Source organism: Geodermatophilus sp. SYSU D00703 (genome assembly GCF_054050155.1).
Genome location: NZ_JBJGYU010000059.1, coordinates 1 through 10,731, shown reverse-complemented (window position 1 = coordinate 10,731; position 10,731 = coordinate 1). Strand labels below are relative to the sequence as shown.

At 77.2% G+C, this 10,731-nt stretch carries 12 protein-coding genes; 5 read left to right on the top strand and 7 right to left on the bottom strand.

All coding sequences use genetic code 11. The features are described from left to right. Positions 1-185: 185 nt before the first annotated feature. From ACI782_RS25725 to ACI782_RS25715, 3 genes are read right to left on the bottom strand one after another with little or no spacing between them, the layout of a single operon-like run. Entirely contained in the window at positions 186-866 is a 681-nt protein-coding gene (locus ACI782_RS25725; RefSeq protein ID WP_456912956.1) for an HAD-IA family hydrolase, read from the bottom strand. Further along, positions 863-1,357 (bottom strand): tRNA adenosine deaminase-associated protein, encoded by a 495-nt coding sequence (locus ACI782_RS25720; RefSeq protein ID WP_456912955.1) that lies wholly within the window; start codon positions 1,355-1,357, stop codon positions 863-865. Before ACI782_RS25720 ends, ACI782_RS25725 begins: the two co-directional genes overlap by 4 nt. Further along, entirely contained in the window at positions 1,354-2,016 is a 663-nt protein-coding gene (locus ACI782_RS25715; protein ID WP_456912954.1) for an O-methyltransferase, read from the bottom strand. Before ACI782_RS25715 ends, ACI782_RS25720 begins: the two co-directional genes overlap by 4 nt. A gap of 43 nt (positions 2,017-2,059) precedes the next feature. Between ACI782_RS25715 and ACI782_RS25710 the strand changes: the two genes are divergently transcribed. The 5 genes from ACI782_RS25710 (at position 2,060) to ACI782_RS25690 (ending at position 6,582) form a co-directional block, all read left to right on the top strand. Further along, positions 2,060-2,500, top strand: a complete 441-nt coding sequence (locus ACI782_RS25710) for a PaaI family thioesterase (protein WP_456912953.1) — start codon at positions 2,060-2,062, stop codon at positions 2,498-2,500. Then, positions 2,497-3,420 (top strand): prephenate dehydrogenase/arogenate dehydrogenase family protein, encoded by a 924-nt coding sequence (locus ACI782_RS25705; RefSeq protein ID WP_456912952.1) that lies wholly within the window; start codon positions 2,497-2,499, stop codon positions 3,418-3,420. Before ACI782_RS25710 ends, ACI782_RS25705 begins: the two co-directional genes overlap by 4 nt. Before the next feature lie 34 nt (positions 3,421-3,454). Beyond that, positions 3,455-3,688 (top strand): DUF2630 family protein, encoded by a 234-nt coding sequence (locus tag ACI782_RS25700; protein ID WP_456912951.1) that lies wholly within the window; start codon positions 3,455-3,457, stop codon positions 3,686-3,688. Positions 3,689-3,849: 161 nt separating this feature from the next. Further along, complete coding sequence (locus tag ACI782_RS25695; RefSeq protein WP_456912950.1) at positions 3,850-4,827, top strand: UDP-glucuronic acid decarboxylase family protein; 978 nt, start codon at positions 3,850-3,852, stop codon at positions 4,825-4,827. 111 nt (positions 4,828-4,938) lie between these two features. Next, entirely contained in the window at positions 4,939-6,582 is a 1,644-nt protein-coding gene (locus ACI782_RS25690) for a VWA domain-containing protein (RefSeq protein WP_456912949.1), read from the top strand. A gap of 157 nt (positions 6,583-6,739) precedes the next feature. Here ACI782_RS25690 and ACI782_RS25685 read toward each other — a convergent pair whose 3' ends face one another. The 4 genes from ACI782_RS25685 to ACI782_RS25670 form a co-directional block, all read right to left on the bottom strand. Then, entirely contained in the window at positions 6,740-7,693 is a 954-nt protein-coding gene (locus tag ACI782_RS25685; protein ID WP_456912948.1) for a glycosyltransferase family 9 protein, read from the bottom strand. Positions 7,694-7,787: 94 nt separating this feature from the next. Beyond that, on the bottom strand, positions 7,788-9,167 hold the full coding sequence (gene rfaE2, locus ACI782_RS25680; protein ID WP_456912947.1) for a D-glycero-beta-D-manno-heptose 1-phosphate adenylyltransferase: 1,380 nt from the start codon (positions 9,165-9,167) through the stop codon (positions 7,788-7,790). A 5-nt stretch (positions 9,168-9,172) separates the two neighbouring features. Continuing rightward, positions 9,173-9,838 carry a D-sedoheptulose-7-phosphate isomerase gene (locus ACI782_RS25675; protein ID WP_456912946.1) on the bottom strand — a complete coding sequence of 222 codons (666 nt, stop codon included), beginning with the start codon at positions 9,836-9,838 and terminating at the stop codon, positions 9,173-9,175. Next, positions 9,835-10,731 (bottom strand): glycosyltransferase (locus ACI782_RS25670; RefSeq protein WP_456912945.1); only part of this gene is annotated, 897 nt, incomplete at its 5' end. The genes ACI782_RS25670 and ACI782_RS25675, both read right to left, overlap by 4 nt.

Here is a 10,731-nt window from a genome sequence, read left to right as displayed (position 1 = left end):
GCCCGCACCCCCTACACCCCGACCCCCCCAACCCCCCCGCCGCCCCCCCCCCCCACCCCCCCCCCCCCCCCCCCCCCCCCCCCCCCCCGCCCCCCCCCCCCCCCCCCCCCCCCCCCCCCCCCCCCCCCCCCCCCCCCCCCCCCCCCCCACGACTCCTCGAGGAGACAGGTGCGCTCCGGGCACGGTCACGGTCCCGCCGCGGTCACGAGGTCGAGGCCGACGACGTCGGAGAGCTCCGCCAGCGCGGCGGCCGGCTCCACGACCTTGATCGTGTGCATCCCCATCGTCCGGGCGGGCTTGAGGTTGATGCCGAGGTCGTCGAGGTAGGCGCAGTCCGCGGGCTCGATCGCGCGGCCGACGGCCTCCGACAGCCGGGCCAGCGCGCGGCGGTAGATCTCCGGCTCGGGCTTGCGCACGCCCTCCAGCGAGGACTCCACCACCGCGTCGAACAGGGCCAGCAGCTCACCGAGCCGCCCGGTGCGCTCCATCGGGGCGACGTTGTTCGACAGCAGCGCCAAGGCCAGCCCGGCGTCCCGGAGCCTCGTCACGGCCGCGACCATCGCCGGGCGCAGCTCCCCGGCCAGGGCGGCGAGCACGCGCCGGGCGTCGAGGCGGTGCCCGGCGGCCAGCGCCTCGGCCTCGAAGGCGTCGATGAAGCCGGCGGCGTCGAGCTCGTTGCGCTCGTACCGGGCCCAGGCGTTGGTGTCGGGGTCGGTGCTGTTCAGCCGCCGGATCAGCCCCTCGGGCAGCCCGGCCTCGGCCTCGTAGGCGGCGAAGACCGGCATGGGGCTCTCGGTGATCACCCCGCCCAGGTCGAAGACGACGGCGGACACGCGGCGCCCGCCCCGTCCGACGGGCTCGCTCACGGGGCCACCGCCGCGGCGAGCTCGTCGGCGAACCCGAGCCGCGCCGCGACGGCGGCGACCATCTCGTCGGCCCAGAGGTCGTCGGCGGTCACGATCGGGCGCAGCTGCTCGGCCGGGAACCCGTCGTCGGCGAACACGTCCAGGTCACCGCCGGGCCAGCCGGTCTCGTCGTCGTCGAAGGCGCCGTCGGCGTCGACGGCGATGCCGTAGCGCTCCACCACCTCGGCGGCGAGCACCCACTCCTGCATGGTCGCGTCGGAGATCAGCGCCCGGACCATCCCGCCCGGCCCGTGCCGGAGGACGACGAAGTACAGCCGCGAGTCGACGACGACCACGAACGGCCCCGGCCACCCCTCCGCGCCCGGCTCGCCCAGCGCCTGCTCCAGCACCGGCAGCTCGTCGGCCGCGTCGGAGGCCAGCAGCTGCACCCGCCAGCGCCCGTCGGGCCGGCTCACCCGCACCGCCCAGCTGGACCGCGGTTCGTCGCTCATCGCTTGCGCAGCATGGTCAGCCCGTCGGAGAGCGGCAGGAGCACGGTCTCCCAGCGCGGGTCGGCGGCCAGCGCGGCGTTGAGCTCGGCGATCGCCCGCTCGTCGTCGGTCTGCGGGTCGAGCACCCGGCCACTGGCGAGGGTGTTGTCGAGCAGCACGACCCCGTTGTCGGTCAGCCGCGGGTACAGGCCGTCGACGTAGGCGGCGTAGCCGGTCTTGTCCGCGTCGACGAAGGCGAGGTCGAAGGCCGGCTCGGCCGGCAGCGCGCGCAGCGACTCGTGCGCGTCGCCGAGTCGCAGCTCGATCCGGTCGGCGAGCCCCGCCCGCGCCCAGTACCGCCGCGCGATCGCCGTCCACTCCTCGCTGCGGTCCAGGCAGAGGAGCGATCCGTCGGCGGGCAGCCCTCGGGCGATGCACAGCGCGGAGAAGCCGGTGAAGGTGCCGATCTCGATCGCCCGGCGGACGCCGAGCGCGCCGGTGAGCAGCTGCATGAACGTGCCCTGCTCGGCGGCGATCTGGAACGTCGGCGGCACCTCGCCCCGGTCGGCCAGGGCGGCGGTCTCGGCCAGGAGATCGGCGGCCACCTCGTCCGGCGGTTCGGAGGTGGCGCGGACGTAGTCGCTGAGCTCCGGGGTGAGGAGGAACGAGCGCGGCGTCATGGCGCGTGGGGAGGGAGGAACGCGTAGGCCATAGCCTCTGATCATGGCCGATCCCGCGCCGGACGACGGCGCCGACGTCGACCCCGCCCTCTTCGCCCGGCTGGCGGCCGACCCGCTGGCCGGGCACCTGGGGATCGAGCTCGAGCAGGTGCGCCCCGGGTACGCCCGCGCCGCCATGACCGTCGGCCCCGAGCTGCTCAACGCCGTCGGCACCGCGCACGGCGGCGCGACGATGGCCCTGCTCGACGTCGTCCACGCGGCGGTGAGCAACAGTCACGGGACGGTCGCCGTCGCGCAGGACGTGCACACCGAGTTCCTGGCGCCGGGCCGGCCGGGTGACCGGCTGGTGGCCGAGGGGATCGAGGTGCACCGCAGCAGCCGCACCGCGGTCTACCGCATCGACGCCCGCGCGCAGGACGGCCGGCTGGTCGCCACCGCGCTGGCGCGGGTGTTCCGGACCGGGCGCCCCTGGGGGACGGCGTGACGACCCCGTTCCCCGTGCCGACGATGCCTGCCCCGCCGGTCGGCGTCGTCGGCCTCGGCCAGCTCGGCGGCTCGCTGGCCGCGGCCCTCGTCGCGGCGGGCCGCCCCGTCACCGGGTGGGACGTCGACCCCGCCGCCCGCGAGGCCGCCGCCGCCCGGGGGGTGCGGATCGGCCGGGAGTTGGCAGGGATCGTCGTCCTCGCCGTCCCGTTGCCGGCCATGACCCGCGCGCTGGAGGGGCTCACCGTGGCGCCCGACGCGACGGTCACCGACCTGGGCTCGGTGAAGGTCCCGGTGCTCGAACAGCTGGGCGCGGCCCTCGGCGGCCGCTACGTCGGCGGCCACCCGATGTGCGGCACGGAGCGGTCCGGGCACGCCGCCACCGACCCCGACCTGTTCGCCGGCGCCCGCTGGGCGGTCTGCCTGGAGCCGGGCACCGAGCTGCCGCGATGGCTGCGGGTGGCGGAGGTGGCCCTCGCGGTGGGGGCCGAGGTGGTCCCGGTGACCGCAGCGGAGCACGACGAGGCGGTGGCCGCGATCAGCCACGTGCCCCACCTGCTCGCCGCGGCACTGGCCGCCGCGGCCGGGGAGGCGGGCCCGCTGGCGCTGGCCCTGGCCGCCGGCAGTTTCCGCGACGGCACCCGGGTGATCGCCAGCGACCCGGCGTTCGTCACGGCGATGGTCGAGGGCAACGCCGGGCCGACGGCGGCCGCGCTGGCCAGGGTGCAGGCCCAGCTGGCCCGCCCCTGGCCGGAGCTGGTCGCCGCCGGGCACGCCGTCCGCGCGGGCGCGCCGGCCGGACGGCGGGACGTCCGCGTGCCGCTGGACCGGACGGCGCTGTTGGCGCTCGGCCGCGCCGGCGGAGCGGTGACCGGACGGCTGGCGGCCTTCCTGGAGGGCTGGACGCCGGAACAGCACTAGTTACGCCCGCTGCCGCAGCGGGCAGGGAGGCGACATGGACGAGAAGGATCTGCTCAGCCGCATCCACGCCCTGGTCGACGAGGAGCACCAGCTGCGCGAGAACGGCGAGCACACCGCCGAGCAGCGGGCCCGGATGGACGAGCTCGAGGCCCAGCTGGACCAGTGCTGGGACCTGCTGCGCCAGCGCCGGGCCAAGCGGCAGTACGGCGAGGACCCCGACGAGGCGCACCCCCGCCCCGAGCAGCAGGTCGAGGGCTACCTGCAGTAGGAGGAGGACCCCCCTGCCCTCCACCGGTCGCAGGCTCGCGGCGGGACCCTGCAGAGAGGCCACCACCGGGCGAACACTTAGACGGTGAAGTGTGTCCCGGCGATCTCCGGGTATGCCGCGCCTCGGCGCGCTCGGGCGCGCCCGAGGCGAGGGGAGCAGACGTGGTGCACGCGGCGAGGACGATCCGGCGGGCGGTGGTCACCGGCGGGGCCGGGTTCCTCGGCTCCCACCTGTGCGAGCAGTTGCTCGAGCGCGACGTCGAGGTCGTCTGCCTGGACAACTTCCTCACCGGCTCCCCGCAGAACGTCGCCCACCTCATGGAGCACCCGGGCTTCCGTCTGGTCCGGTGCGACGTGACCGACTACGTGCACGTCCCCGGCCCCGTCGACCTGGTGCTGCACTTCGCCTCGCCGGCCAGCCCGCTGGACTACCTGAGGATGCCCATCGAGACGCTCAAGGTGGGCAGCCTCGGCACCCTGCACACCCTCGGGCTCGCCCACGAGAAGGGCGCTCGGTACGTCCTCGCGTCGACCTCCGAGGTGTACGGCGACCCGCTGCAGCACCCGCAGGACGAGGACTACTGGGGCAACGTCAACCCGGTCGGCCCGCGCGGGGTCTACGACGAGGCCAAGCGGTTCAGCGAGGCGATGACCACCGCGTACCGGACGTCGAAGGGCACCGACACCGGCATCGTGCGGATCTTCAACACCTACGGTCCGCGGATGCGCCCGGACGACGGCCGCGCCATCCCCGCGTTCGTCGGGCAGGCGCTCTCCGGCCGCCCGCTCACCGTCGCCGGGGACGGCTCGCAGACGCGGTCGATCTGCTACGTCGACGACACGGTGCGCGGCATCCTCGCGATGGCCTTCTCCGCGGAGGCGGGGCCGGTCAACATCGGCAACCCCGACGAGCTGTCGATGCTCCGCCTGGCCGAGTGGATCCGGGAGCTGACCGGGTCGGCTTCCCCCATCGAGTTCATCGACCTGCCGGTGGACGACCCCAAGGTGCGCCGGCCCGACACCACCCGCGCCGAGCGGCTGCTGGGCTGGCGGCCGACGGTGCCGTCGGAGGAGGGGCTGCGGCGCACGGTGGCCTGGTTCGCCGAGCAGCAGACGGCGCCCGTGGCCGCCGCCGGGTGAGCCGGTCGCCCGGCACCCCTCCGTCACCGGACGCATCTAGTCTGTGAGCAGGGGCGGTCGCGGGGGTCGCCGACGCCGAGCCCCTCACCGACCGACGGGGGAGCTGCACGCATGGGCCGCCACGCCGACACGTCTGCCGGCCGCCGCGGCGTCGCCGTCACCCCGCAACTGCTCATCGCCGCCGCCGTGGCGCTCGTCGTGCTCGTCGCGGGCGGCATCACCTGGTGGGTCGTCGGGGCCGGCGAGGCGGACTGCGACCGGTCCGGCGTCGTCCGCGTGGCCGTGGCCCCGGAGGTGGCCTCGGTCGCCGCCCGGGTCCTGGCCGACGCCGAGGGCCTGGGGGACGGCGACTGCGCAGGGGCTGAGGTGACCGCGCAGGAACCGGTGCAGACGCTCGGCGAGCTGAGCGCGCTGGAGGGCGCCGACCTGCCGCACCTCTGGGTGCCCGACTCCTCGCTGTGGCCGGCCCGCGCGGGCGAGGCCCCGCTGGAGGCGGTGGGCTCGATGGCCACCTCGCCGGTCGTGCTGGCGACCAGCCGTGCCGCCGTCGCGGAGCTGGGCTGGGACGAGTCGGCGCCCGGCTGGGGCCAGGCACTGGCCAGTGACCAGGGGGTCGCCGTGCCGGACCTGGCCGGCAGCGCCGAGGGGCTGGCCGCGCTGGGCGCCGTCCGGGCCGCACTCGGCGGCGGGGCGGACGCCGACAACGCCGTGGTCCAGGCAGTGCTGGCCGCGGAGCGCGGGCCGTCGGCCTCGCCGGCCGACGCGCTGGAGGCCGCCGGGGCGGACGATCCAGACGCGCCGCTGGTGCCGGTCAGCGAGCAGGACGTGTACGCCACCAACACCGGCGTCGAGGAGCCGTCGCTGGTCGCGGTCTACCCGAGCGAGGGCTCGCCGTCGCTGGACTACCCGGTCGTGCGGGTGGGCTCGGGCTCCGGCGCCAATGCGGCGGCGGTGGAGGCGGCCGTGTCGGCGCTGACCTCCGACGCGGCGCGCACCGCCGTCCGGGAGGCCGGCTTCCGCGACCCCGACGGCGCGGCTCCGCCGCAGGCCGGCGAGGCGACCGGCACCCGGGAGGAGGCGCCCGAGGCGCTCCTGCTCGACCCCGGCGAGGTGCAGGCGCTGCTGGCGCAGCTGGCCGAGCTGGCGGCGCCGTCGCGGATCCTGACGGTCTTCGACGTGTCGACGTCGATGGAGGCCCCGGCCGGCGACGGCACCCGCGCCACGCTCGCCCGGGACGCCGCCCAGAGCACGCTGGCCCTGGTGCCGGGCAACTTCGCGCTCGGGCTGTGGGTCTTCGCCAACGAGCTGGAGGGCGACCAGGACTGGTCGGAGCTCGTCCCGACCCGCGCCCTGGACAGCGAGGTCGACGGCGAGACCCAGCGCGACCTGCTCGACGAGCAGCTCGACACGATCCCCGACCGGCTCAGCCCCGGCGGCACCGGCCTGTACGACACCACGCTGGACGCGGTCCGCGCGGCGCGGGCGGACTTCGACCCGACCGCGGTGAACAGCGTGCTGATGGTCACCGACGGCACCAACGACGACGACGGGACGGAGCTCGACGCCCTGCTGGAGACGCTGCGCGACGAGGCCGACCCGGAGCGGCCGGTCAAGGTGATCGGCGTGGCCCTCGGCCCGGACGCCGACCTCGACGCCCTGGAGGAGGTCGCTGAGGTCACCGAGGGCGAGGCGTACTCCGCCGTCGACCCGGCCGACCTGCAGACGGTCCTGTTCGACGCCCTGCGCCGGCGGTGACCCTGTGACATCGCGGTCCTCCGGACCGCGCCGCGACACTACTCCCCCAGCGGTGCTCGTGCTCTGCGTGCACCGCGCTCGCAGAGCACGACGGTGCTGAGAGGTGGTCGTGCTCTGCCCACCAGGGTGGGCAGAGCACGAGCTCCCGCGGACCAGGTCAGGGTCGGGCGGGCAGCTCGTCGCAGGCCCGGGCCAGGAGGTCGTCGAGCGCGGCGGTGACCTCGTCGACGGTCACCTGCGCCAGGGCGGGGTCGAGTTCGGTGCCCCACGGGTCGCCGGTGCCGTCCCCGTGCCAGAGGACGACGTGCAGTGCCCCTCCGCCCCGCGCGGCCCGCGGCGGCGGGCCCCACAACGCCGGGGACACCGGCCCGAACAGCACCACCGACGGGCGCCGGTAGGCCGTCCCCAGGTGCGCCATCCCGGTGTCGCCGCTGACCACGACGCTCGCCCCGGCGACGACCGCGGCCAGCTCCAGGGTCGACGTCCGGCCGGCCAGCACGGCGTCGTCCGGGAGCCCGGCCGCCTCGGCGACCGCGCGGGCCAGCGGGACCTCGGCCGGACCGCCGGTGACCCGCACGTCCAGGCCGGCCGCCGCCAGGTGCCGGGCGACCGCGGCGAAGCGGTCCGGCGGCCAGCGCCGTCCGGGGAAGGCTGCGCCGGGGTGCACGAGCGCCACGCCCGCCGGCGCCGGGGCCGGCACCGACGGCACGGCGAGGTCGAGCGCGTCGGGGTCGGCGGCCACGCCCAGGCCCTCGGACACCAGCCGGCACCAGCGGTGGACCTCGTGCTCGTCGGGGTGCCAGGTCGGGCCGGGGTAGCCGGGGCTGGCGAAGGTGAGCAGCCGGTCCGGGTGCAGGTCGGCGACGACGACGTGCGAGGCCGGGCCCTTGCCGTGCAGGTCGACGGCGAGCTCGGGGGGCGGGCCGGGCCAGTCCAGCGGCTCGAGCTCGCGGGCGGGCAGCACCTCGTCGACGGCGTCGACCAGTCCGGCGAGCGGCTCGAGCGCGGTCGTCGTCGCGAGCACCAGGCGGTGCCCGGGCACGGCGGCCCGCACCGCCCGGATCGCCGGGATGCCGGTGAGGAGGTCCCCCAGCCCCAGCGGCCGCAGCACGACCGCGACCGGAGGGCCAAAGTGGCCATCTTGGCCCGTCACGAGGACCGGGACCCTTCCCACCCAGGGGCCGATATGGCCACTTCGGCCGCCGTCACACCCGGGAGCGCTCGACCAGGGCGGTCGTGGAGTGCCCGTCGAGGTAGGGCAGGACGACGGCCTGCCCGCCCCAGCGCCGCAGCACCGCCGCCTCGGGCAGGTCGGCACCGGCGTAGTCGCCCCCCTTGGCCCACACGTCCGGGCGCAGCCGGTCGATGACCTCGGCCGGGGTGTCCTCCTCGAAGACGACGACGGCGTCGACGAACTCCAGCGCCTCGAGCACGCGGGCGCGGTCGGCGGCGGTCACCAGGGGGCGCGACGGGCCCTTCAGCCGGCGCACCGACTCGTCGGAGTTGATGCACACGACGAGGCAGTCGCCCAGGCCACGGGCCGCGCGCAGGGTGGCGACGTGGCCCGGGTGCAGCAGGTCGAAGCACCCGCCGGTGGCCACCACGGTGCCGCCGGCCGCGCGCACGCGGGCGATGACGCCGTCGACGCCGGGCTCGGCGACGGTGTTCGGCGCGGGCTCCGGCGCGGCGTCCCACGCCGAGGCCCCTCCGCCCGCGACGAAGGCCCCGGCGGACGCCACCGCGGTGGCCACCGCCTCGCCGGTCACCGCCCCGTCGGCCAGGGCGAGGGCCGCGGCCGCGGCGAAGGAGTCCCCGGCGCCGCACGGGTCGCCGCCGGTCACCGGCACCGCCGGCACCACCATCGGCGCGCCCTCGCCGTAGGAGAGCAGCGCGCCGCGGGCGCCGAGGGTCACCGCGACCGCGCCGACCCCCCAGTGCCGGATCAGCGCCTCGGCGCGGGCGCCGACGGCCGCCAGCCCCTCGCCGTCGGCCGGCACGCCGACGGCCGCGGCCACGCGGGCCGCCTCGGCGCCGTTCGGCGTCACCAGGCGGACCGAGGGCACCGGGTCGGCGCCGCGCGGGTGCGGGTCCCACACGACCGGCCCCCCGGCCTCGGCCAGGGCGGCCCGGACGTCGGCCGCCGCCGTCGTCCCCCGGCCGTAGTCGGCCACCAGGACCGCGGCGGCCTCCCGGAGGACCTGCGCCGCCTCGGCCGGCAGCGGGCCGAGGCCTGCCACCGGGGAGCCGCTGTCGATCCGCACCACCGAGTGGTCGCCCACGCGGACCCGGCGCTTCACCGCCGTTCCGCCGGTCGCCGGGATCTCGACCAGGCGCACGCGGCCGGCCAGCAGCGCCCGCAGCCGGTCGGCGCCCTCGTCGGACGCCATGGGGGTGACGAGCACGACCTCCCGGGCGGTGGACCGGGCCGCGACGACCGCGGCCAGGGCCGCGCCGCCGGGGCGCTCGCGGGTGTCGACGTCCTCGACGACCGGCACCGGTGCGTCCGGGGTGAGCCGGGACGCCGTCCCGACCAGGTCGACGTCGAGCAGCGCGTCGCCGACGACGACGATCGCTCCCCCACCCACCCGACTCACCGGGCGACCCCGAGCCGGCTCTGCGGCACCCGCGCCGGCTCGGCGAGCACGGCGGCGTCGAAGGACGCGCACACGAGGTGCAGCGCGACCAGGTGGCACTCCTGCACGGTGGCCGTCCACGGGGAGTCGATGCAGACCGCGTCGTCGGCGGCCGCGGCCAGCGGGTTCGGCGCCGGGCCGGTCATCGCCAGCACGGTGATGCCGCACTCGCGCGCGCGGCGGGCGGCGGCGACCGCGTTCGGCGAGCGGCCCGACGTGGACAGCAGCACCAGCACGTCGCCGGCCCGGCCGTGCGCCTCGACCTGGCGGGCGAACAGCTCGTCACCGGGGTAGTCGTTGGCGATGGCCGTGAGCGACGAGGTCTCCGCGGTCAGGCAGATGGCCGAGAACGGCGGCCGGTCGGCCCGGTAGCGGCCCACGAGCTCGGCGGTGAGGTGCTGCGCCTGGGCCGCGCTGCCCCCGTTGCCGGCGGCCAGCAGCCGCCCCCGCGACTCGCCGCACAGCACGTCGGCGATCAGCCGCCCCCAGCGGTCCAGGGCGTCGAGCTGCCCGTTGAGCGACCCCAGCGCGGCGCGCAGCGACGCCACGTGGTCGGCGCCGGTGAGGTGGGTGCAGCCATCCGGGGAGACCACCTCGCTCGCGGAATGGGGAGCAACACTCATCGGGCGACCTCCACGGGGCTCGTCTCGCTCTCCTCGGTCCGACGGGGTCCGTCGAGGACCTGCCGGTACACGTTCTCGGTGTCGGCGACGACGCGGGCCCACCGGTAGCGGGTGCGGGCACGCCGGACCCCGGCCGCGCCGTAGGCGGCCCGTCGCGCGTCGTCGCCCAGCAGCGCGGCGAGCACCGCGCCGAGCCGCTCGGGGTCCCGCGGCGGGACGAGGTCGCCGGTGACGCCGTCGGTGACCGAGTCCTGCAGCCCGCCCACGGCGGTGGCGACCACCGGCCGACCGCAGGCCATGGCCTCCAGGGGCGTGATGCCGAACGGCTCGTACCAGGGCACGGCCAGGACGACGTCGGCCGAGCGGACCCACGCCGGGACGTCGGCCCGCGCCACCGCGCCGGTGAACACCAGCCGGTCGGCGACGCCGGCCTCCGCGGCGACCGCGCGCAGCCGGCGCACCTCCGGGTCGGCGTCCAGCCGGCCGGCGGGCGGCCCGCCGACGACCACGAGCTCGGCGTCCGGTACCGCGGCCAGCGCCCGCACCGCGTCGTCCTGCCCCTTGCGCTCGACGAGCCGGCCGAGCACCAGCAGCCGCTGCCGGCCGGGGGTGCGCGGGGCGACCGAACCCTTCGGGGTGAACACCGCGGTGTCCACCCCGCACGGCACGATCGAGGCGCGGTCGGAGGCCAGGCCCAGCCGGCGCAGCTCGAACACCTCGTCGGTGCAGGTGGCGACGACGTGGGTGACGTTCCGGCACAGCGCGCGCTCGAGCTCGATCCGCTGCGGCGGCGAGGTGTCGGCGGCGCCCTGGTGGCGGCGCTTGACCGAGCCGAGGGCGTGGAAGGTCTGCACGACGGGGATCCCCGCCCGCCCCGCCCCCGCCCCCCCCCC

Bases quoted from the DNA above. Each gene is read 5' to 3' on its own strand.
- ACI782_RS25690 (WP_456912949.1), top strand. From the start codon at position 4,939: ATGGGCCGCCACGCCGACACGTCTGCCGGCCGCCGCGGCGTCGCCGTC.
- ACI782_RS25715 (WP_456912954.1), bottom strand. From the start codon at position 2,016: ATGACGCCGCGCTCGTTCCTCCTCACCCCGGAGCTCAGCGACTACGTC.
- ACI782_RS25710 (WP_456912953.1), top strand. From the start codon at position 2,060: ATGGCCGATCCCGCGCCGGACGACGGCGCCGACGTCGACCCCGCCCTC.
- ACI782_RS25720 (WP_456912955.1), bottom strand. From the start codon at position 1,357: ATGAGCGACGAACCGCGGTCCAGCTGGGCGGTGCGGGTGAGCCGGCCC.
- ACI782_RS25675 (WP_456912946.1), bottom strand. From the start codon at position 9,838: ATGAGTGTTGCTCCCCATTCCGCGAGCGAGGTGGTCTCCCCGGATGGC.
- ACI782_RS25700 (WP_456912951.1), top strand. From the start codon at position 3,455: ATGGACGAGAAGGATCTGCTCAGCCGCATCCACGCCCTGGTCGACGAG.